At 33.6% G+C, this 23822-nt stretch carries 23 protein-coding genes; 12 read left to right on the top strand and 11 right to left on the bottom strand.

Annotated elements, in window-relative coordinates:
• Positions 1-615 carry an IMPACT family protein gene (locus FQU21_RS08285; RefSeq protein ID WP_147677530.1) on the top strand — a complete coding sequence of 205 codons (615 nt, stop codon included), beginning with the start codon at positions 1-3 and terminating at the stop codon, positions 613-615.
• 3 nt (positions 616-618) lie between these two features.
• On the opposite strand, the gene FQU21_RS08290 is transcribed toward FQU21_RS08285, so the two are convergent.
• Positions 619-1023, bottom strand: coding sequence for an acyl-CoA thioesterase (locus FQU21_RS08290; RefSeq protein ID WP_147677531.1), 405 nt, complete (start codon positions 1021-1023; stop codon positions 619-621).
• Between the two features lie 181 nt (positions 1024-1204).
• Between FQU21_RS08290 and dnaA the strand changes: the two genes are divergently transcribed.
• Genes dnaA through FQU21_RS08305 form a run of 3 tightly spaced genes read left to right on the top strand, consistent with a single transcriptional unit; the run spans position 1205 to position 3818 of the window.
• A complete protein-coding gene (gene dnaA / locus FQU21_RS08295) occupies positions 1205-2632 on the top strand; it encodes a chromosomal replication initiator protein DnaA (RefSeq protein WP_147677532.1) in 1428 nt (475 codons plus the stop codon).
• A gap of 12 nt (positions 2633-2644) precedes the next feature.
• Complete coding sequence (locus FQU21_RS08300) at positions 2645-3115, top strand: low molecular weight protein-tyrosine-phosphatase (RefSeq protein WP_246124797.1); 471 nt, start codon at positions 2645-2647, stop codon at positions 3113-3115.
• Entirely contained in the window at positions 3102-3818 is a 717-nt protein-coding gene (locus FQU21_RS08305; RefSeq protein ID WP_147677533.1) for an SAM-dependent methyltransferase, read from the top strand. Before FQU21_RS08300 ends, FQU21_RS08305 begins: the two co-directional genes overlap by 14 nt.
• 1 nt (position 3819) lies before the next feature.
• Here the strand turns inward: FQU21_RS08305 and FQU21_RS08310 are convergent, their stop codons facing one another.
• The 5 genes from FQU21_RS08310 to dapF all read right to left on the bottom strand — a co-directional run bounded on the left by FQU21_RS08310 (position 3820) and on the right by dapF (position 7848).
• Complete coding sequence (locus FQU21_RS08310; protein WP_147677534.1) at positions 3820-4482, bottom strand: peptidoglycan-binding protein LysM; 663 nt, start codon at positions 4480-4482, stop codon at positions 3820-3822.
• A 110-nt stretch (positions 4483-4592) separates the two neighbouring features.
• Positions 4593-5468, bottom strand: coding sequence for a DUF2279 domain-containing protein (locus FQU21_RS08315; protein ID WP_246124798.1), 876 nt, complete (start codon positions 5466-5468; stop codon positions 4593-4595).
• A gap of 35 nt (positions 5469-5503) precedes the next feature.
• A complete protein-coding gene (mltG, locus tag FQU21_RS08320; protein ID WP_147677535.1) occupies positions 5504-6547 on the bottom strand; it encodes an endolytic transglycosylase MltG in 1044 nt (347 codons plus the stop codon).
• A complete protein-coding gene (locus FQU21_RS08325; RefSeq protein ID WP_147677536.1) occupies positions 6548-7072 on the bottom strand; it encodes a GNAT family N-acetyltransferase in 525 nt (174 codons plus the stop codon). It abuts the gene before it with no gap.
• A complete protein-coding gene (gene dapF / locus FQU21_RS08330; protein WP_147677537.1) occupies positions 7069-7848 on the bottom strand; it encodes a diaminopimelate epimerase in 780 nt (259 codons plus the stop codon). Before dapF ends, FQU21_RS08325 begins: the two co-directional genes overlap by 4 nt.
• A 308-nt stretch (positions 7849-8156) precedes the next feature.
• On the opposite strand from dapF, the gene FQU21_RS08335 reads away from it, so the two are divergent.
• From FQU21_RS08335 to FQU21_RS08370, 8 genes are all read left to right on the top strand, one after another.
• Positions 8157-9566, top strand: coding sequence for a Do family serine endopeptidase (locus FQU21_RS08335; protein WP_147677538.1), 1410 nt, complete (start codon positions 8157-8159; stop codon positions 9564-9566).
• Positions 9567-9816: 250 nt separating this feature from the next.
• Positions 9817-10431: a tRNA (guanine-N1)-methyltransferase gene (locus FQU21_RS08340; RefSeq protein ID WP_147677539.1), complete on the top strand. Its 615-nt coding sequence runs from the start codon at positions 9817-9819 to the stop codon at positions 10429-10431.
• 152 nt (positions 10432-10583) lie between these two features.
• The gene (trmD, locus tag FQU21_RS08345) at positions 10584-11261 is read left to right on the top strand and encodes a tRNA (guanosine(37)-N1)-methyltransferase TrmD (RefSeq protein WP_147677540.1); all 678 of its coding nucleotides are present in this window, start codon (positions 10584-10586) and stop codon (positions 11259-11261) included.
• A 49-nt stretch (positions 11262-11310) separates the two neighbouring features.
• Complete coding sequence (locus FQU21_RS08350; RefSeq protein ID WP_246124799.1) at positions 11311-12159, top strand: tRNA-uridine aminocarboxypropyltransferase; 849 nt, start codon at positions 11311-11313, stop codon at positions 12157-12159.
• 336 nt (positions 12160-12495) lie between these two features.
• Positions 12496-12846: a 50S ribosomal protein L19 gene (gene rplS, locus FQU21_RS08355; protein ID WP_147677541.1), complete on the top strand. Its 351-nt coding sequence runs from the start codon at positions 12496-12498 to the stop codon at positions 12844-12846.
• Between the two features lie 835 nt (positions 12847-13681).
• Positions 13682-14560, top strand: coding sequence for an aldose 1-epimerase (locus FQU21_RS08360; RefSeq protein ID WP_187269349.1), 879 nt, complete (start codon positions 13682-13684; stop codon positions 14558-14560).
• Positions 14561-14577: 17 nt separating this feature from the next.
• Positions 14578-15726: a galactokinase gene (gene galK / locus FQU21_RS08365; RefSeq protein ID WP_147677543.1), complete on the top strand. Its 1149-nt coding sequence runs from the start codon at positions 14578-14580 to the stop codon at positions 15724-15726.
• Between the two features lie 22 nt (positions 15727-15748).
• Complete coding sequence (locus tag FQU21_RS08370) at positions 15749-16768, top strand: UDP-glucose--hexose-1-phosphate uridylyltransferase (protein ID WP_147677544.1); 1020 nt, start codon at positions 15749-15751, stop codon at positions 16766-16768.
• Positions 16769-16836: 68 nt separating this feature from the next.
• On the opposite strand, the gene mazG is transcribed toward FQU21_RS08370, so the two are convergent.
• The 5 genes from mazG to FQU21_RS08395 form a co-directional block, all read right to left on the bottom strand.
• Positions 16837-17610, bottom strand: a complete 774-nt coding sequence (mazG, locus tag FQU21_RS08375) for a nucleoside triphosphate pyrophosphohydrolase (protein ID WP_147677545.1) — start codon at positions 17608-17610, stop codon at positions 16837-16839.
• Positions 17611-17618: 8 nt separating this feature from the next.
• Entirely contained in the window at positions 17619-18992 is a 1374-nt protein-coding gene (hisS, locus tag FQU21_RS08380) for a histidine--tRNA ligase (RefSeq protein ID WP_147677546.1), read from the bottom strand.
• 158 nt (positions 18993-19150) lie between these two features.
• The gene (locus FQU21_RS08385; protein ID WP_147677547.1) at positions 19151-19618 is read right to left on the bottom strand and encodes a DUF6495 family protein; all 468 of its coding nucleotides are present in this window, start codon (positions 19616-19618) and stop codon (positions 19151-19153) included.
• Positions 19619-19657: 39 nt separating this feature from the next.
• Complete coding sequence (locus FQU21_RS08390; protein ID WP_246124800.1) at positions 19658-20530, bottom strand: glycerophosphodiester phosphodiesterase family protein; 873 nt, start codon at positions 20528-20530, stop codon at positions 19658-19660.
• Positions 20531-20595: 65 nt separating this feature from the next.
• A complete protein-coding gene (locus FQU21_RS08395; protein ID WP_147677549.1) occupies positions 20596-23733 on the bottom strand; it encodes a TonB-dependent receptor in 3138 nt (1045 codons plus the stop codon).
• Positions 23734-23822 lie beyond the last annotated feature (89 nt).

Consider the following 23822-nt stretch of genomic DNA (forward strand, 5'->3'; position numbering starts at 1 on the left):
TTGGTAGAAAAAGATACATACAAAACTATAGATCGCGCTATTGAACCTGTTTTATTTAAAGACAAAAACAGTAAATTTCACGGCTACGCCTACCCTGTTTTTAATGAAGAGGAAGTAAAAGCAAAATTAGAATTATTAAAAAAAGAACATCACGCGGCACGGCATTGGTGCTATGCCTATCAATTAGGGACAGAGACTATAAGTTACAGAGCCAATGACGATGGCGAACCCAATAACAGCGCAGGTATGCCTATTTATGGCCAAATTCAATCTTTCGATGTTACCAACATACTTATTGTAGTTGTTCGGTATTTTGGAGGGGTAAAATTAGGTGTTGGCGGTTTAATAAACGCTTACAAAACCACCGCACAACTCAGTCTTGAAGCCTGTAATATATTAGAAAAAACAATCAATATAGACTATCTCATCACTTTCGATTATAAAAACATGAACAAAGTGATGCGTGTTATAAAGGAAAGAAACCTAAATATAACCAATCAAAAACTGGAGTTGGATTGCCAGATTACCATTTCTGTTCGAAAAAAAGAGGCTAACTCGGTTTTTGAAACCTTTGATCACCTATTTGAAATTGATATCAAAAAAATAAACACTTAACTTTTAAGCTTCAAGAAGATCCAAAATATATTTAGGTGCTTTAATAGGTTTTCCTGTTTTTTTATCTACAAACACTAAAATAGTATTCGCTGTTGATAAAAGTTCACCTTTTTCATTAGTAATTTCATACTCAAATTCTAACTTAACTGTAGGTAATTTTGAGAGTTGCGTTTTAACATTAATTAAGTCATCATAACCTGCTGATTTTTTATAATTTACATGTAAGGACACTACCGGCAACATCACACCGTTTTCTTCCATGGATTTATAAGAAACTCCAAGTTTCCGTAACCACTCAATACGCCCCATCTCTAGATATAACGCGTAATTCCCATGATAAACAACGCCCATTTGATCGGTTTCACCATACCTCACTCTTATTTGTATTTCATCGGATTTAGGGCTCATATTTAAATATTTTTTTGTAGATTCGACAAGTGTTTAAACTTGAGAAAAAAATTCCAATTAATCAATAGTAAATCATTTTTTTTTTAAGAATTTTGTTCACATCTTTGCCAAACGCAAAACAAAGGAGGTATAAAGATTTCGTTTTTTACCTATAATTTAACAAACATCAAGAGTCATAAAAATGAGTATAACTGCGCAAACGGTATGGAATAATTGTCTAAACTTTATAAAGGATAATATTCAGCCGCAAGCTTACAAAACCTGGTTCGAACCAATAATAGCAGTTAAACTAACGGATAACGCTTTAAGTATTCAGGTCCCTAGTAAATTCTTTTACGAATGGCTAGAAGAGCATTACGTTAAAATTTTAAAAGTATCTTTAACCAAAGAATTGGGTGAACAAGCCAAGTTAGTTTACATTATTAAAATGGAAAACACTTACGGCAATAAACAACCCTTTACAGAAAAAATTCCGAGTGCCAATAGAAGTGGTTTAAAATCTCAAGATGTTGATATTCCTTTAAAAAATAAAAATCCAGAATTACGCAATCCATTTGTTATACCAGGGATTAGAAACGTAAAAATTGAATCGCAATTAAACCCCAACTATAGTTTTGAAAACTTTCTGGAAGGTGATTCAAATCGTTTAGCCAGAAGTGCAGGATTAGCTGTCGCTGCAAAACCAGGTGGCACTTCTTTTAATCCCTTATTAATTTTTGGTGGTGTTGGTTTAGGTAAAACCCATTTAGCGCACGCTATTGGTGTTGATATTAAAGATAAATATCCAGAGAAAACCGTTTTATATATTTCAGCTGAAAAATTTACGCAACAATATATAGATTCTGTTAAGAAAAATAACAGAAATGATTTTATTCATTTCTATCAAATAATAGATGTTTTAATTATTGATGATGTGCAATTCCTAACCGGAAAAACAGGAACACAAGATGTATTCTTTCACATTTTTAATCATTTACATCAAAATGGAAAACAAGTGATATTAACTAGTGATAAAGCACCGGTTGATATGCAAGATATCGAACAACGTTTATTATCACGTTTTAAATGGGGCCTTTCAGCAGAGCTGCAACATCCAGATTTTGAAACACGTGTTTCTATTTTAAAGAATAAATTATATCGTGATGGTGTTGAAATGCCAGAAGACATTATTAATTATGTTGCCAAAAACATCAAATCGAATGTCCGCGAATTAGAAGGTGCTATTATTTCATTAATTGCACAATCGTCTTTCAATAAAAAGGAAATCACTATTGATTTAGCTAGAACTATTGTTGAGAAGTTTGTAAAAAACACAAAACGGGAAGTTTCAATAGATTATATTCAAAAAGTAGTGTCGGATTATTTTCAAATGGATATCGACACCCTTCAATCTAAAACAAGAAAACGCCATATTGTACAAGCGAGACAACTCGCTATGTTTTTTGCTAAAAAGCTTACAAAAGCATCCTTAGCGAGTATTGGTTCTCAAATTGGGAAACGCGATCATGCTACGGTTTTACACGCTTGCAAAACGGTAGATAACCTATCTTCAACAGATAAACAATTTAAAAAATATGTTGAAGATATTACTAAAAAACTTTCTGTTTAAAACTGTAATACAATGACTAAAATTCTGATGGTATGTTTGGGAAACATTTGTCGTTCTCCACTTGCCGAAGGTATTTTAAAAGCTAAATTATCTAGCAACTTTATGGTAGACTCGGCTGGAACAGCCAATTACCATACAGGAAGCGCTCCCGACCAACGGTCTGTTGCTGTTGCAAAAAAATATGGTTTAAATATTTCAAATTTAAAAGGCAGACAATTTACCGTTTCGGATTTTGATAGGTTTGATCGTATTTATGTCATGGACAGTTCCAATTACCAAAACGTTACCAAACTTGCCAGAAACGAAAACGATCTTTCCAAAGTAAACTTTATTTTAAACGAAGTTTACCCGAATGAAAATTTCGATGTGCCAGACCCCTATTATGGCGGTAACGAAGGTTTTGAAAACATCTACAACATGCTAAACGAAGCATGTACCATTATTGCAAATAATTTAACTTCAGAACAAAATGACATCAGCTAAAGGCCAACTTTATTTAATACCAACCACTTTAGGTGACAATAATCCGCTTGATGTTTTACCGATTACCGTAAAAAACACCATTGATAAAATTGATGTTTTTATAGTTGAAAATGAAAAAACCGCTCGCCGATTCATAAAAAAGATTTGTCCTGAAAAACCACAACCCTCATTAAAATTATTCACACTAAACAAACGAACTGAAAACAGTGAACTTCCAAGTTTTTTAGCACCATGTTTAGCTGGTATTAATGTGGGATTATTATCCGAAGCAGGCTGTCCTGGAGTAGCCGATCCCGGAGCCGATGTTGTAAAAATAGCCCATCAACAAAACATAAAAGTTATTCCTTTGGTTGGCCCCTCGTCTATTTTAATGGCCATGATGAGTTCCGGAATGAACGGGCAAAGCTTTGCCTTTAATGGCTATTTACCCATTGATAAAGGCGAACGAAAAGCAGAAATAAAACGTTTGGAACGTCTTTCTTTTGAGCATGACCAATCGCAACTCTTTATTGAAACACCATACAGAAATAATAAAATGCTTGAAGATTTAAGCAACGTTTTAGAAAACAACACGGATATCTGTGTGGCTTGTGATATTACTTTGGACACAGAATTTATAAAAACCAAAAGTGCTCAAGCATGGAAAAAAAATAGCGTTGACCTTCATAAAAGACCAACGCTATTCATTATACATAAAAGCTAATTTAAATGGCTTTTGCTTCTTTGTTTGGCTTAACAAACGATGTGTCGTACCCAGAAAAACGTTTCATATAATATTGAACTGTCGTTCCAAAACCATCAGAAAAATTATCTAAACCGTAACTTCTTAAATAGGTTTTAACACTTCCTGGTCCTGCCAAATGCGCAGCTGCCAAAATACCAGATTCTGTTACCAAAACCCCATTAATACGACGTCCTACAAAGTTCTTAATGTCGCGACGCAATATCCATTTATTTCTAGCCGCATTAGCAATAAATGCTTTCTCCTGAAGTTTAGGACTTTTTAAAAATTGAGCTGGATTATTAATACCAATCATTTTTAAAGTTTCTTTCCCAAACTGATATTTGCCTAAATAACCAAAAGTATTAACAGATTTGTAATTTCCTCTTGATTCTTTAAAACCTATAGCTTCTCTAAAGCCTACAAATGATTTCCCTAAAAATGGAGAAAACATTGCATCCTCGTCATTTGACACTAAGGCATCTTCATTGACACCCTCGTCAAGACTTACAGTATAATTTAACTCTAAGCCTTCTGTTGAATATTTACTTAAATCTACAGTCGAATCATTTGATGAAAACGACACACTTAACATAATTACAGTGATAAGTACCAAGACTAAGTAACTTGCAATATTCTTTGTCATAACTTCTAAATTCTTCAGTGAAAATACATTTTAAAATCACCTGAAATTTTGAGCGTGCAAATGTACGTCTTTTTATGAAACCAACAAAATTTATATACTAATTAAATATTTTAATTGAAGAATAGATGAGGAATAACCTTGTTTTTATTGATTTCTAAGGTAGGAAATGGAATTTTTATAATATTTAGTATATCAAAAACGGAGTTTATAACCGGTGATTTTGTTTTAATCTTACTTAAATTAACATCAAAACTTAAATAATACTGCCTGTATCTATCATCAGATTTTAACAACTGATTATTAGGATTTTGCACGCCATTCAACATAGCTTCACCACCATATCCGATAGAAAAATCTAACCATTTTGGAATTTTACTTTCTTTAAAAAAGGAATGTAAATTAAAATTTAACCAATAGGTTTGTCCGTTATAGTCTTTTAAAATCTCTTCAAACAAACCATCACCAAGCTTATCTGGGTTTTGTTTAGCAAATTTTGTTTGATGAAAGCTGAATTTTAACGAAACTCGCTGTTCTTTCCACAACAATTCTTGTCCAATATATAAACTCGAACCAGAAGCATTTGCCAAAATATCCCCCCAAGAAAAGCCCCATTCATCAGAAAATCCATCTAAAACTTCAACAGCCGTTAAAAAACCTAATCCTAAAGTACCTCCATAAATGAGTTGATTTTTTTTACTTTCCCCACTCCAATTTAAAAGCTGTGCACCATATTTCCCCATTTGATATGCAGAAAAAGCATGGCCAAATTTATCCATTTGCAACCATTCATGAGTATCGTTTATAGTATGGAATTTAGAACGCTTATAATCGGCATACCATAACTGATTTAAACCAACTAAAGTTATTCCAGCGATAGCGGCTTCAGAAATTAAAACCGTATTGCGTCGGGATTTATTTAAAGAATCAGAAGCTTTAAAAAATGAATTGAATTCTGTTTGCGAAAAAGTTAATGATGAAACTAACAATAGAAACAACGTATATTTCAACCGAAAAAGCCCCACTATTTATGAATCCCTTGGGCCGAAAGATAACGTTGATATTCGCGAGCATTTACATTATGCTGCGATAAAGTTTTTGCAAATTTATGAAACCCGAACTTTTTAGCATTCGCGGCAAAATACAGATATTGATGTTTTTCATAATTTAAAACCGCATCGATAGCCGAAATATCTGGCATAGCAATTAAACCTGGTGGTAACCCCTGATTTTTATAAGTATTATAAGGCGATTCAATAGCTTTATGGACATTTAAAACACGCTTTATAATGGTGTTTTTATATTTTGGAAGTTGATAAGCCGCAAATTTTAAAGTAGGATCCGCCTGCAATGGCATGCCTATTCTCAATCTATTCATATAAACACCCGCTATTGTTGGTTGCTCGGTGGCTTCTTTCGATTCTTCGTATACAATAGACGCTAAGGCAATTACTTCATTTGGAGACAATCCTATGGCTTCTGCTTTTTTAGTTCTTTCAGCATTCCAAAACCGCTTGTATTCTTTAAGCATTCTAGCTCTAAAACCTTCAGCATCGGTATTCCAGAAAAACTCATAACTATTTGGCAAATACATCCCTAAAGCAGTAGCTTGATTAAAATTATTTTTAGCTAAAAATTCCGAATCTTTCATTGCTTTTAATAACGATACACTATCCGCTTCAATATCTCTAGAAATACGGCCAGCCAACTTTTCTAAAGAAGATTGGTTATTAAAAGATACTTTAATCGGTAAATTACCAATCCTGATTGAATTGATAATATCATTATTTGTCATCCCTTTTTTAATAGCATATTTCCCAGCTTTAATATTTGTGGTGTATTTTTTCTGTTCGGCCAAATCATCAAAAGAATTAATATCTTTCAATAACGGCTCTAACTGACTCCGCACCTCTTCATAACTTGCGCTAGATGGAATGTATACATAAGCGACATCATTATTAAAAGCCGTGTTAGGTTTCAGCATGGCTTTATAAACAAAATTTGCAAAAAAAGCAGCTACAATTAACCCAATAACGGCAATGGCGATAAGTATTTTTTTTATGTACATTTAATTATTAATAAGCTGAAATAAATATTCGTTTTTATATGAACCATTCACGTAGTTCCAGTCTTTTTTAAGTCCAACCTGTTTAAAACCTTGATTTTTAAACAGTTTAAGACTCCTAATATTTTCTTCGGAAATATTACAATAAAGTTGATGTAAATCTAAATGCGTAAAACTATAATTTATTAATAAAGACAAGGCTTCTTTACCAGCTCCTTTCCCTCTATTAACTTCATCTTTTACCAAAATCCCAATACCCGCGCGTTTACTTTTAAAATCGAAATCGAACAAATCTATTAGCCCAATAGCTTCTTTTTGATAATTAGAAATCACCAGTCGGAGTTGTTTAACATCGTAAATATCTCGGTGGGCTTCCTCTAAATATTGTTTAATTAAAAACCTAGAATATGGTGTTTGTGTGTTGCTAATTTCCCAAACAGCTTCATCATTTTCAATGGCATGAATAAACTCCAAATCTTCTGGCTCTAAAGCACGTAAATAAATATTTTCGCCTTTTAAAGTTATCATATTTTGCCTTTAAACACCAATTTTGCTGGTCCTATAAGCCAAACATTTTTGTAAACGCCATTATCGACATCAAAACTTACTCTTAGTTTTCCACCTTGAACATTTAATTTTATCAATGTTGCGTTGGTTTCATTAATAGCATGCATAGCAATAGCCACTGCCGTTGCTCCTGTTCCACAAGATAAGGTTTCATCTTCCACTCCTCGTTCGTAGGTTCGCATTCTAAAAACTTCATCAGTAACTTTTTTAACGAAATTAACGTTTGTTCCTTCATTAAAATAAGGTGCTCCATTTCTAATTTTAGCACCTTTCTCTTTTATATCAAAATATTCGATAGCATCTTCAAATTGCACATGGTGTGGCGATCCAGTATTTAAAAATACGTGATCGTCAAACTTTTCAACTTTATCAACATCCAACATCTGAAGCTTTACAATATCGCCATCACCTTCAATTTCAGCATGATGCAAACCATCAATAGCTTCAAAAACAGCTTTATCTTCAATAACGCCCAATTGTTTGGCAAAAGCCACTAAACAGCGCCCACCGTTTCCACACATGGTACTTTCATTTCCATCGGCATTAAAATACACCATTTTAAAATCTAATGTATCATGATTTTCCAGTAGAATAAGTCCATCTGCTCCTATTCCAAAACGTCTATCGCATAAAAAAGCAATGCGTTTTGTGTCTCTCTTGTTGAACGTTTGCTCACGGTTATCAACCATGACAAAATCGTTACCTGTTCCTTGATATTTATAAAAAGTCTGTTGCATAATAAACGACAAATATATGAATAAAGAATGTTATTTTCTGCTCACAAATTCATGAAATAATTTAGAAAAACATAAATTTAAGCAGAAAAATTATAGAGTTCCCATAACTTTTTAATGGTCTAAAAAAAATGTAGCTCGCCAATTATTCTTATGTATATTTATTAAAGATAATCGTTTATCCCTTTGTTAAACAGGCGTTAAAACCCGCGTTAAAAATCGTTAAAAGTAAATTTGCTATTCAATAAATTTTTAATTTTAATCGTTCAATAAATGGAACAAAAAAATTAATATTCAAAATAGTAAATAATATGAAGAAGATTTTAACCTTAGTCATGGTATCTGTATTAGGTGGTGTTGTAACACTTGGTGCATACAAACTCTTTTTAGAAAAAGACAACACGGTAATGGTTACAACCACCCCAGAAAAACCTGCGTTTCTACCTACAACAAACTTAAATATGGCGCTAAATGCTGCTGAAAACACCAATTTTACTACAGCTGCAGATAATGCCGTGCATGCTGTTGTTCACGTAAAAAACGTAACTATTAGTTCCGGACATATGACTCTTCAAGATTTTTTTTCGGGAAGAAGCCCACAACGCGCTCAAATGGGCACGGGTTCTGGAGTTATTGTTAACGCCGATGGTTATATTGTAACCAACAACCACGTTATTCAAAATGCAAGTGAACTTTCGGTAACCTTAAATAACAACAAAACCTATACTGCTCAAGTAGTTGGAACCGACCCAAAAACAGATATCGCTTTATTAAAAATTGACGCCGATGAAGATTTACCTTATATTACTTTTGGAGATTCTGATAATGTGAAAATTGGCGAATGGGTTTTAGCCGTTGGTAATCCATTCAACTTAACCTCTACGGTAACTGCTGGAATTATAAGTGCAAAATCTAGAGATTTAACAGGACAAAGTTCTCAGTCCTTTTTACAAACCGACGCTGCTGTAAACCCTGGAAACTCGGGAGGCGCTTTAGTAAACACCAATGGCGAACTTATTGGAATTAACACCGCGATATCCTCTCAAACCGGATCTTATGTTGGGTACTCTTTTGCTGTACCAAGTAATATTGCCCGAAAAGTTATTGAAGATATTATGGAATTTGGTAATGTACAAAATGGCGTTTTAGGAATCCAAGGTGGTACTTTTAATAGCGCTGTTGCGGAAGAAATGGGCGTAAATTATACCGAAGGCGTTTATGTAGCTGATGTTGTTAAAAACTCAGGTGCCGAAAAAGCGGGTATTAAAAAAGGGGATGTTATTAAAAAATTGGACAATATAGAAATATCAAAATTTGAAGATTTAAGTGGATACATAAAAACTAAACGTCCAAATGATACAGTGACTGTAGAATTATTAAGAGATAATGATATAAAATCGGTTTCGGTGACATTGACTAAAACAGAAATATTTACTGTTAATTTCATGAAAATGGAATTACAGGATTTATCAGATTCTTTTAAAGAAAAGTATGATATTAGCTATGGTGTCATGGTTAAGAAAACAGAAAACCGTTGGTTGTATTCAAATTTAGGTATTTCTGAAGGCTATATTATCACAGGAATCAACGATAATAAAATTGAAAGTATCTCTGATATTTCAAAATTTAAAGAAGCATATGGTGACGATGTTTTAGACCATATTAAAAAATTAGAATACATAAACACCCGAAAAGAGAAAAAAGAAGTGCTTTTCAAATAGTAATTTTTAAATTTGTTTTAGTAAACACCCTATTTAGTTTCATACTTTAAAGGGTGTTTTTTTTATTTGTTTTAAATTGTGATGCCCAACATTTCATAAAAACCACACTTGATTAAAAAAGTAAAACATCTAAAACAATACCAGCTCCGTATATAAGTTAGTCTAATTTTAATACGGCTATTTAATTAATTACAATCATATTTTCATAACTTCGCAGTTTGAATTCAAACGATTAAATATTTTTTTAGAAATGAGTTTTACAAAACAACTGTTTTTCCTTGCTTGTACGTTTTTATTAACGCTATCCTCTTTTTCCCAAACCAATAGTACTGAAGAAACAGACAAATTATCACTAAACAGTGGCTCTATAGATAACCAATTTGAATTTGTTATCCGACGCTCGAACAGCTGGCAAGATTATAAAACTGTAAAAAAGACGTGGCTTTACACGCTTAAAGCCCATACTTTAGACACTTTAAAAGCCGTACATAAAGAACTTGCCGACACACAAATAGTTGTTAAAAATCAAGAAAAAGAAATAGCCGATTTAAAGCTAAATTTAACGAATACCCAAACCGATTTAGACCAAACCAATATAGAAAAAAACAATATGGCCTTATTTGGTTTACAAATGAGCAAATCGAATTACAATGTGCTTATGTGGTCTATTATTGGAGGCTTATTAGTACTATTACTTTTCTTTATTTACAAATTTAATAATAGTAATGCCATTACTAAAGAAGCAAGAAAAAACTTAGCCGACACCGAAGAAGAATTTGAGGAACACCGAAAAACAGCTTTAGAACGCGAACAAAAAGTGCGTCGCCAATTACAAGACGAAATTAACAAGCAAAGAAAAGCTTAAAAGCTACATCTATTATATTTTAAAAAGCGGCAATTTAAAAATTGCTGTTTTTTTTTGCATTATACTAAAGAAATACTTTAAAAATCCTTCCAAAAATCCCCACATAAAATACCAAACAATTCATTTATCTTTGTGCCAGATAAAAACAAGTTATGCGCATAGATATTATTACCGTTTTACCCGAATTACTTAAAAGTCCGTTTGAAGCTTCCATTTTAAAACGTGCTATTGAAGCCGGTTTGGTAGAGGTGCATTTTCATAATTTACGCGATTACACCACCGATAATTACAAATCTATCGACGATACGCAATTTGGTGGCGGTGCTGGCATGGTCATGATGATAGAACCTATTGATAAATGTATTTCGGCATTGAAAACCCAACGTGATTACGACGAGGTAATTTACATGACTCCCGATGGGGAAACCTTAAAACAAGGTATCGCAAACCAATTATCGTTACACGAAAATATTATAATTTTGTGCGGACATTATAAAGGTGTGGATCAACGGGTGCGGGACCAGTTTATTACTCGTGAAATTTCTATTGGAGATTATGTGCTATCTGGCGGAGAATTGGGAGCTGCCGTACTTTGTGATGCTGTTATTAGGTTAATTCCTGGTGTTTTGGGAAATGAAACATCGGCTTTAACCGATTCATTTCAAGATAATTTATTAGCCCCACCTATTTACACCAAACCTAGAGAATATAAAGGCTGGAAGGTTCCAGAACTTCTGTTTAGCGGAAATTTACCCGAAATTGAAAAATGGCGTGAAGAACAGGCTTACCAACGTACTAAAGATAAACGTCCTGATTTATTGGATGAATAAAATATTGCAGATGCACCTTAAGCTGTCTTAACAATAGAAAAAAACAAAATTGAGCAAAGAAAAAGAAGCGTATCAAGAATTATCAAATTCATTAGTTGAAACCATTTCAAATTCTGATTTAACTAATATTGGAAAAGATATTCTTGACATTGGAGCGGTTAAAATATTAGCAGATGGTCTTGCAAAGAAAACCCCAAGAACGACCTGTTACAAATGTATGCGACCCTCCAGCACTTGTATTTGTGAACACATTAGTCCTTTACAGACTAAAACACGCTTTATTATTCTTATGCACCCCAAGGAATACAAAAAAGAAAAAAGCGGAACGGGACATATAACTCATCTTCAACTTGAAAATTCGGAAATTATAGTTGGTGTCGATTTCACCAATAATAATCGTGTAAATGAAATACTAGCTAAAGAAAACAGTGCTTCTTTCTTACTTTATCCCGGGAAGGATAATTTCAACTTATCCACAAGAAAAAATTCTGAAATCAATTCTTATATAGGTAACAATTCACATATATTCCTTATCGATGGCACATGGCCTTGCGCCCGTAAAATGCTTAAACTAAGTAAGAACTTGCAACAACTAAAACGAGTGAGTTTTGATAATAAAATTAAATCGAAATTTATTATTAAACAACAGCCAGAGTCGCTTTGCCTTAGTACGATTGAATCTGTTTATACGGTATTAAATTTACTTAAGGGAAGTAACTTAGAACAATGCGACACGAAAAACTTCCTTATTCCTTTTGAAAAAATGATTGAGCATCAACTCGAATATATGCTAAACCCAAATAATAAAAACTATTGTTCTTCTAAGAATGGAGCAATTATTCCTAAAAACAAGTACAAGAAAAATACCGAAAGAAATATTATTTTTGAACAAGAATAGATGTCATGTCTATATAGATGGTATTACACCTTTCCTGTAGATAAATGTTGGCAGATAGCTGTGTTAAGGATAGCAGCGGCATCCTTTTTGTGAAGCTAAAAAAAAACTTTTTATAAATACAGAAACCTTTTTAACGATCTCTAAACACAGAAAAACAAACGAAACACTTCACAAAAAGATATAGCGAATAGCCTGACCCGTAGGGGAACACCATAAAAAATAAATTTTTAATTGGATGTATTAAATTATTGAGTATATTTGCAGCCAATTTCGGGTTAACCTCTGGCGAAAATCGTGAATGTTGTTCTGAATTAATAATTAAATAACTATAAAGATATGCAATCTTTAATAAAATTTGTTCAAGACGAGTTTGTAACAAAAAAGGATTTTCCAGAGTTTGGAGCTGGAGACACAATTACTGTGTTTTACGAAATTAAAGAGGGTGCTAAAACACGTACTCAGTTTTTTAGAGGTGTAGTAATTCAAAGAAGAGGTTCAGGTTCAACTGAGACTTTTACAATTAGAAAAATGTCTGGTACTATTGGTGTGGAACGTATTTTCCCTGTTAATTTACCGGCATTACAAAAAATAGAAGTTAACAAACGTGGTAAAGTACGTAGAGCTAGAATCTTCTACTTTAGAGGTTTAACTGGTAAAAAAGCCAGAATTACTGAGCGTAGACGTTAATTACAAAACACTGTTTTACAGTAAGTTAAAAGCCTTAAGATATCTCTTAAGGCTTTTTTTATTAACAAAAGTTAATAACCTAAGTTCGTAAGTTGTTGACAACTAAAACCTTAAGCGTTTTAAAAACAGAGATTGTGGTTGTATATTAGCAATAGAAATAATGACAACACTAGTTGGTTTCACTTAAAAACTGAATTTACATGATATTCTAAATAAGACCAGGTTCTTATAGATATTGTTTTTTAAGATTTTGTGACTTCAGGTGTATGCGTGAGTTACAAAAACAGTCGTTGGAAAGCCTAAAATGCTAAAAGCAAGATAGCTTAACAATAGACAGCTTATAAAAAGGCACATAAACGAAAATTTATGTCCGTTTTAAAAGTTTTACGCTTGGTAAGATATATGTGAAAGCATAGAAAAACCATGAGTATCGAGAAAAACAGTTACCCTGATATATTAATATAATAGGTCAATACATTTTGAAAATTATAGTAATATGTCAATTGAAATAGTAAATTGGAATTGAATAGATTTTGATGTATCTTCAAATCGGCTTAGTAGCAATACTAAATTCAAGAAAACAAAAAAACTATTTCAAAAAAAGCCATATCAAAGGAGGTTAAATACGTCATTGATATGGCTTTTACATTTTGTAAAATAGGGCTTCTTTTTTATTTTATTATCCTTCAATATCGCGTATCGACTTCCCAATCGCCAAATGTAAAAGTGACGAGATTATTTTAAATGTAAAAAATACATTTAATTTCAATAAAACAACTGTTTTTCAAAATTCAGTTCCTATATTTGTAAAACAAATTATTTTAAACTAAACATTTTGTACACAATAAACCACACTAAAAGCACTCTAGAACTCACTAATTCTAACCAAAGCGTTTTTGCTAAAGTATGTTTAGAAGATGGTGCTAGTCTAAAAGAATTAAAACTTTCTGGCCACTCATTAATACAAGATCTAAGTCCGTTAGAATACAAAAACACTTATGCCTCGTCCATTTTATTCCCTTTCGCAAATAGAATAAACAATGGCGTTTATGATTATAAAGGCGCACGTTACAAATTCCCAATTAATGAAGAAGCCAATAACAATGCTATTCACGGTTTAATTTTTAACAAAACATTTAAAGTTACAAACGAGGTTGCTACAAAAGACAGCGCATCGGTAACACTTGTTTATGATGAACAACAACCCTCTATAGGTTTTCCTTTTACATATAAAATTACGCTGGATTATATTTTAACGGCAATCAATTTGGATTTAAAAATTACCGTTACCAATACAGACACCAAAGATTTTCCTTTTACCTTAGGTTGGCATCCGTATTTTTTAAGTCAAGATTTACCGCAAAGCACCTTATCTTTTCAAAGTTCTAAAAAAATGGTTTTTAACGACCAAATGATTACCATTGATACCATTGATAATCCAGATGATTCTGAGCTGAAAATAGAAAACAAACAACTGGATGATTGTTGGGAATTAGACCAGACAGAAGTTCTTTTCTCGACACCAAATTACAACTTGAGTATCAATTCTACTGAAAAAAACAGCTTTTTACAGGCCTATACCCCACCGCTTAATAACGTGATTGCTATAGAACCTACAACCGGTATTTCAGATAGTTTTAATAATAAAATAGGCTTAAAAACGCTGGAACCTAATGAAACTTATAAAGTAACCTGGAACCTTAGACTAAACTAAAACGCTACTACAATATTATGAATACTACATTAGTACAAACAATAAAGCAACAATTTCTAAAAAAATTCAACCAAAATCCTTTAATGATATTTTCTCCCGGAAGAATCAACATTATTGGAGAGCACACCGATTACAACGATGGTTTTGTATTTCCTGCCGCCGTAAACAAAGGAATTATTGCTGCTATTAATAAAACCACAGCAGAAACATCAATAGTTTGTGCCAATGATTTAGATGACACCATTATGTTTTCAGTAGATACCATAGCCCCAATGGCCAAAGAGAGTTGGGGAAATTATGTATTGGGTGTTATTGCTGAAATTCAGAAACTAGGGAAAACGATCGGTAATTTTAATATGGTTTTTGGTGGCGATATTCCATCTGGTTCTGGCATGTCTTCTTCTGCTGCATTAGAAAACAGTGTTGTTTTTGGACTAAATGAATTATTTAACTTAGCGCTAAGTAAAGCCGAAATGATATTAATATCGCAAAAAGCGGAACATCATTATGTTGGTGTTAATTGCGGAATTATGGACCAATACGCCAGTATGTTTGGTATTAAAAACCATGCTTTACTTTTAGACTGTCGTTCGATTGAAGCGAAACCTTTCGAAATTAATTTCGAAAATTACGAGCTGATGCTCATCAATACCAACGTAAAGCATAGCCTATCCGATAGTGCTTATAACGACCGCCGATCGGTATGCGAAAGTATTTCCGAAATGCTAAATATAAAAGCTTTGAGAGATGCTACCGAGAGTGATTTACAGCAAGTAAAAGATAAAGTAACTCCCGAGAATTATCAAAAAGCACTATTCGTAATACAAGAAAACACGCGCGCAGAACAAGCCTCTATAGCTATGGAAAATGGCGATTTAGAAACATTAGGTGCTCTAATTTATGGCTCACACAATGGGTTACAACATCAATATAAAGTAAGTTGTGATGAGTTGGATTTCCTTGTAGACCGTACCAAAGAAAATAAAGCCATTTTAGGTGCCCGCATGATGGGTGGAGGTTTTGGCGGTTGTACCATAAATTTAATAGCCAAAGATGCTGTTGAAGATTTTAAAACTACGGTATCAAAAGCTTATAAAAACGAGTTTGGTAAAGACTGCTCTATTTATTCTGTAGAACTTTCCGATGGCACGCATCTTATAAAATAATTCAATATTTAAAGACATTAAAATGACAACCGATTTACAAGATTACTCTCATAAGCGTTACAATATATTAACTGGCGAGTGGGTTTTAGTTTCTCCACACCGTGCTAAACGACCTTGGCAAGGCCAAAACGAAACGGTAAATAACGAAGTCCGTCCATCTCATGATGAAAACTGCTATTTATGCGCAGGAAACACCAGAATTAATGGTGAAAAAAATCCTGATTATAAAGACGTTTTTGTATTTACAAACGATTTTGCCGCTTTACAAACCGATTCTAAAGCATTTAAAGTTGAAGACGGGCTACTAAAAGCGCAAAGCGAACAAGGCATTTGTAAAGTGATATGTTTTAGTCCAGACCATTCTAAAAGTTTAGCAGATATGGCACCAGTTGACATTATAAAAGTGGTACTAGCTTGGCAAAGAGAATACAAAGCACTTGCAGAATATGATTTAATAAATTATGTTCAAATTTTTGAAAATAAAGGCGCAGTTATGGGCTGTAGCAACCCGCATCCGCATGGACAAATTTGGAGTCAAACCACTTTACCTAATGAAGTTGACAAGAAAAACACGCATCAATTAAACTACTTTAATAAAAACAAAAGCAGTCTTTTAGGCGATTATTTAGCTCAAGAATTAGAAAATCAAGAACGTATTATTTTTGAAAACGATGCCTTTGTTGTGCTGATTCCATTTTGGGCCGTTTGGCCATTCGAAACCATGATTGTTCCTAAAAAACATCAAAAAAATATTTTAGAATTATCTGGAAAAGACACCTTGCTTTACGCGGAAGCGATTTCGGTAATAACAAAAGCTTACGATAAGTTGTTTAACACCTCTTTTCCATATTCTAGTGGCATTCATCAAGCGCCAACAGACGGCGAAGCTAATACACATTGGCATTGGCACATGAGTTTCTATCCACCATTATTACGTAGTGCCACCGTTAAAAAGTTTATGGTAGGTTACGAAATGTTTGGATCGCCTCAACGTGATATTACAGCTGAAAGTGCTGTAAACATGTTGAAGGATTTACTCTAAACTTTATAAAACAAAAACGGCCTGAAAAGCATATTACTTTCAGGCCGTTTCATATATAAAAATATTAATTACAATAGTTTAGCTTCTTCCCAAAACACATCCATTTCTGCAAGTGTCATTTCTGATAAAGGTTTATTCAAACTTTTTGCTTTAGATTCCAAATACTGAAAACGTTTAGAAAACTTTTTATTTGTGCGTTCCAAAGCATTTTCTGGGTTTATATTTTTAAAACGGGCATAGTTCACTAACGAAAAAAGCACGTCGCCAAACTCACTTTCCATAGCGTCTTCATTATTGGCTTCCACTTCTGCTTTAAACTCGTTGATTTCTTCTTCTACTTTTTCCCAAACTTGATTTGGTTCTTCCCAATCGAAACCAACACCAGCTACTTTTTCCTGAATACGATTTGCTTTCACTAAAGCCGGTAAACTTTTTGGAACCCCTTCCAAAACACTTGTTTTACCTTCTTTAAGCTTTAAATTTTCCCAATTACGCTTAACATCAGCTTCATTTTCAACTTTAACATCGCCATAAATATGTGGGTGCCTGTGAATTAATTTTTCACAAATGCCATTGCAAACATCAGCAATATCAAAATCATTAGTTTCGCTTCCTATTTTGGAGTAAAACACAATATGCAAAAGCACATCGCCCAATTCTTTTTTAACTTCTTCCAGGTCATTATCCAAAATAGCATCGCCCAACTCGTAAGTTTCCTCTATGGTTAAATGCCTTAGCGTTTCCATAGTTTGCTTTTTGTCCCACGGACATTGCGCACGCAACTCGTCCATAATGGTTAGTAATCTATCGAATGCTTTTAATTGATTTTCTCTGGAATTCATAATTCAATTTAACTTTTAATTTTCGCTATTAAAATCTCTAAAGCGACTTTATCTTGCTCACCAGAAATCATATTTTTCAATGTATACGTATTCGATTCCATTTCCTGATCGCCTACTAAAACTACAAAAGGAATAGCACGTTTGTTGGCGTGATTCATTTGTTTTTTCATCTTGGCAGCATCGGGGTAAAGCTCGGCATTAACACCAGCTTCACGTAATGCTTTAATAGCTTTTAAACTGAATAAAGCCTCTTTATCTCCAAAATTGATAAATAACACTTCGATGTTTTTTGCTACCGTTTCTGGAAATAATCCTAATTCTTCAAGTACTAAATAAATACGGTCCAGTCCAAAACTAATCCCTACACCACTGACATCTTTCATTCCGAAAATGCCCGTTAAATCGTCATAACGGCCACCACCACCAATAGAACCCATACTTACGGTTTTTGGTGCAGCCACTTCAAAAATTGCTCCGGTGTAATAATTTAAACCTCGTGCTAAAGTAACATCGAGCTGTAAGGCTGCGATTTTTAAACCTAATTCTGAAATAGCTTGGTTAATAAATGCCAATTCTTCAATCCCTTTTTTTCCTTCTTCGGAAGTATCTAAAATAGATTTTAAACTTTCAATTTGAGATTCGAAATCCCCTGAAAGTGTAAATAAAGGTTGAAGTTTAGTGATCCCTTCTTCTGAAATACCTTTAGAACGCATTTCTTCCTTTACCTTCTCCTCGCCTATTTTATCAAGTTTATCTAATGCAACTGTAAAATCGATTAATTTATCACTAGCTCCAATAACTTCCGCAATACCAGACAGTATTTTTCGGTTATTAATTTTGATAGTAACACCTTCTAATTTTAAAGCTGAAAACACCGTATCGTAAAGCTGAATAAACTCCACTTCTTGCCAAAGCGATTTAGACCCGACTACATCGGCATCACACTGAAAAAACTCTCTAAAACGTCCTTTTTGTGGTCTATCGGCACGCCAAACAGGCTGAATTTGATAGCGTTTAAAAGGGAATTCTATCTCATTTTGGTGTTGTACTACATAACGCGCGAATGGTACGGTTAAATCGTAACGGAGGGCTTTTTCTGAAATACTTGACGTTAATTTCGTCGAATTTTTTTCAGCGTAAGCTTGGTCATTAGCTTTCTTCAAAAAATCGCCAGAATTCAAAATTTTAAAAATCAATCGATCCCCTTCTTCGCCGTATTTCCCCATTAAGGTATCGGAATTTTCAAAACTAGGTGTTTCTATAGGTTGAAACCCGAAGGTTTGAAACGCACCACGAATACTATTAAAAATATAGTTTCGTTTTGCAACTTGTTCTGGGTTAAAATCTCTGGTTCCTTTTGGAATGCTTGGTTTTTGAGCCATATTTATGCCTGCGAAAGCAGGTATCTTTTTAATGATTACTAAATGCTTAATATTAGAATCCGCATCTTACCACCACTAAGGTAATTTGTATGATGAGGAATGACAAAAATAATAGTTTAAATTGAAACAGATTCCTGCCTTCGCAGGAATGACAAAAATTAATTTATCAACTTATAAAAATAGTTATACAATTCGCCTTTAGTTATAGAAGCGCCTTGCTCAATCATTTTAAATTTATCTAAGTTTTTATCATCAGAGTATGCTTTATCGGCTTGTAAAAACTCGACATTTTCGTCCATTAAATTACCACGAAGCCAGTTGTAACCTTCTTGTGTGGTGATATCAACATCATTTTTTAGATTGACAACAATAGCATGCATTTTATCTTCTTTTAAATGAAATAAATACATGTGTTGTGGTGCAAAATGCTCAAGATATTCTGCTTTATTTAAAGCGCCTTCCCAAATTAAATCACTAAACACATCCAATTCCATTTCAGCTAAATCGGGTTTATTCGCTTTTAAGTTTGTCCACTCATCGGCAGTTATAGATTGTGTTGCCAAAAAGTTTATAAATTCTTGGTGTAATTCTTCGAACTGTTCTTTTGTTAATCTTGAATATTTCATGATAATCTTTTTATTCTCGCACAATCGAGAATTCTATTTTTATTTTTTAATATTTAAACTTGCTGCCGCCGCAAAAGGTCTATCGGTTGCAATAACATCGATACCTAAATCTACCCATTTTTGATACAGGGTATCTCCTTTAGCTTCGGCTTGTTTATCTAAGTTCCCTAGGGTTCCTAACATACAGGTCATTCCTAAATCGTGCAATTTTTTATAAAATGCTTCCGATGACAATCGTGTTCCAGTAAAAGCAATCATGTTTTCTGTTGGAATTTCGGAGTGTAATAACCAATCCAATTCTTCTTCATTTCTTGCCGAAACGGATAATAATAAATTTGGCGAAGCTTTATACGCCGCGCTGGCTTGTTTCATATCATAAGTAATAATTACAGAAACATCTTCTGCTCCAACCTCTTCCACCATAGCCACAACTTGGTCTACAGCAACGCTCTTTTTTATATCAATAGTTAATATCACATTATTTGTTTTTGCCCAAAGGAGCACGTCTTTAAACAATGGAATTTTAAAAGTGGTTTCGTTTCCAAAATCGTCTTCCAAATTGTATTGTAATAATTCGTTATAAGTATAATTGGTAATATCGCCTTCGCCTGTAGAGGTTCTATTTAAGGTATTATCATGCATTAATACCAAAACATTATCTTTAGTTTTAGCGATATCAATTTCATAAACAGCGGGAATACTATCGTTTATAAACATGATGGTTTCCAAACAATTTTCTGGGTAATACGCTATGGACTTACCACCTCTGTGCACACTAATAATAGGCGTACTCTTAGACTGATAAGCGAATCGCTCAAGTAAAATTGATTTTGAAGATTGCTCCTCTTTTTTAGTCTTTTCTTTACACGAGAAACTCGCTAAAAAAAGACAAAGCATAACTATATATTTCATATTAAACATAAAAAAAGCGCCCCTTAGTTAAGGAGCGCAAATTTAAGAATATATATGTTATTATCTTAGAAAATATAACGTAAACCTACTTGAGCTTGCCATCTAGAAGCTAAACTAGAATCGAAACCAAAAGTTTTTGTTTGATTGCTGTTAAAAGAATAAATAGGCGTGCCAGTAGTATCATCAAAAGTCACCCCTATTGGTTGCACATTATTGGGTTGCTGAATAATTCCCCAATCTGAATTTAGTAAATTACCAAAGTTTAAAATATCGAGACTAAATTGAATAGTATTAGTTTTATCTTCCGATACTTTTATTCTATAATCTTGTAAAAATTTAACATCCCATTTACCTCTCCAAGGCGCTAATGCTCCGTAACGCTCTGCATAATCACCTCTATTATCACTTAAGTAATCGTCTTGAACAATGTATGCCTCTAAAGCAGCAGCATCTCCTGTACCAGCAAATTGCATTTGTCCAATTTCGCTAGCTGTTGGAATATAAATTAAATCGTTAATTCCAGATCCGTCACCATTAATATCTCCACCATAAATATAGTTAAAACGAGCGCCTTGTGCATATTCAAAAAATGTAGAAATTGTAGTAGACCATTTGTCGTTACCATAATCCCATTTTTTACTAGCTACACCAATAAAGCGGTGCTTATCACCATATTTAGAGTTTGAAAGCACATCGTTATTTACATCACCCCTTGCTGGGTTACCATTAAAAGCATCTCCTGTGATTTCTGCTTCAATAGAGTTTACATCTTTCGCATCTAAATAACTATAAGCTAGCATAGAATAAATACCGTTAGCAAATGTTTTTTGAGCTTTTAATGACGCGTTCCAAATACGACCTTTATTGGAGTTTGTCATAACAAAAGCATTTGCATTAGTAACCTCACCCCACGGTAATGTTGCTGTTGCATGATCTCCGGCTACATAAACTGCTCTATTATCTACACCTTGCAATTGACCTGTTGGTTTGTCTAATCCCCAATTTTGAACGTGAACACCATTTACATCTTTGGTATAAGATACATCTGCTGTTAAAATAACGCCATTTTCAAGTTTTCTATCTAGACCTAAATTTGTTCTCCAAACTTGTGGAAATTTAAAATCTGGATCTACCGCCTGATAGAAAAACACATCAACTCCACTCACTTGATTTCCTACCCAAACAAAAGGAAAACGACCGGTAAATAAACCCGTACCACCTCTTAATTGAAAAGAACTATCACCATTAGCATCATAATTAAATCCAACTCTAGGTGATACTAACCAATCTGTACTTGGCATTTGCGTAGAATCTATCAACAATGCTTCTCCGGTGTTAGGATTAATATATTCTGTTTCTGGTAAATAAATTTCACCATTATCTGTATCAATAAAATTTTGAGCATTATCTGCCGTATCAAAAAACAATGGCTTATCAAAACGGATACCATATGTTAATTTGAAATTTTCTGATAAATTCCATTCATCTTGTGCATAAAATGCTAACTGTCCAACATTAGTTTCAGCTAATAACCAACCGCCATCTGCGCCATCAGGCAATCCGTTTTTAGAAGCAAACGTAGCTTGCGCTCCTGAAAAATCGTAATTAGCAGCATTAAATTTAGCAATATCGACTCTCCCAAATACATCAAAACCATAACCTTTTAAGTTAAAAGAATTATCAAACTCGAATTTCTCGAAAGATATTCCTATCGTGAATGTGTGATCCCCTTGAAAGAAATTTAAATTATCGGTAAACTGAAATACCTTCTGATCTAATTTATTATTAATTGAAAAAGGTTCGTGACCTGCAATAATATAAGGAGAGCCATCTTTATAAATATTTATAACCGGTGACGGTGTAGAGAACGGCGTTCTAAAATCATCAAAATGTGTATAACCAACTTGTAACTTATTGGTTGAAGTCTCTGATAAAGTTGAATTTAATTCTAGTTGTATAGATTTTAAATTGTTATTAATCTCGTAACCCGAATTTTGAAATTGTAATGTTGAAGCATCTGGTCCTCTTAGATTAATAGCCGAAGGATGCGCAGGCTTTTCTTGAGAGGCATTTAAGAAATTATAAATAACGGCCAAACGGTTATTATCATTAATATTCCAATCAATTTTAAAAATACCCTTAGTAGATTCTGAAGCATGTGTAAAACCTTGGTAAGCACCAGGATCATAACCTTGAGCTCTTAAAGCCGTTTGCACAGCGATTAAATCACTTTCTAAAACTCTAGATTCGGTAATACCACCTGTACCTGTATTTGGAGTCCAGCCGTTAGTTCCTAAATCGTCACGCTCATCTTTTTCAAAATTAGCGAAAAAGAATAATTTATCTTTAATAATTGGGCCACCAATACTTACTCCATATTGAGCTTGGTTTAAATCTGGTCGTGCAACATCTTCACCTTTTATTTTCTTCCCGGTCATGGTTTCATCTCTGTAAAATCCATAAACAGTTCCATGAAAATCGTTTGTACCACTTTTAGTTACTGCGTTTACAGAAGCTCCTGTAAACCCAGATTGTGTCACATCATAAGGTGCTGTAGAAACTTGAATTTGCTCAATAGCATCTAAAGAAACCGGTTGAGATCCTGTTTGCCCACCTGGCGTTGCAGCATCTAACCCAAAAGGATTATTAAAAATAGCTCCATCTAATGAGAAATTGTTAAACTGATCGTTTCTACCTCCAAAAGAACCTCCGCTAGCTGTTGGTTCTAATCTTGTAAAATCCGATTGAGATCTTGAAATCGTTGGTAAACGGGTTAATTCTCTACTGCCAACACTAGTTTCTGCGCCCGTTCTATCACTTCCAAAAGTTCCAGTACCACCGGTACCTTTAATTACAACAGCATCTAATTGTTCTCCATCATCTGATAAAGTAACATCTAGATTTTGTGTTTTCCCTAAGGTTAAATATACATTTTCAAAAATTTGTTCTTTGTAACCAATATAGCTAATGGTAACCTTATATGGCCCACCAACTCTTAAGTTTAATAAGTTAAACCGACCATCAAAATTGGTTGCTGCGCCATACTTAGTGCCTGTTGGGGTATGGATTGCAAGAACATTTGCGCCTGGTAACGGAACCGAGCCTTGATCTAAAACGAGTCCTTTTATATTTGATGTCGTGACTTGCGCTAAAGCCATCACGCCCATAAATAAAAAGAAAATTAAAAATGTAGTCTTTTTCATTTGTTGAGGATTGAGTTAAAGTTTTTAGTTAGATTTGTTATGCACGCATAACTGCAAGTAAAAATAAAGCAAAAAAAAACCACTCCAAA

It is taken from the genome of Algibacter pacificus, assembly GCF_008033385.1.
GTDB lineage: Bacteria > Bacteroidota > Bacteroidia > Flavobacteriales > Flavobacteriaceae > Algibacter > Algibacter pacificus.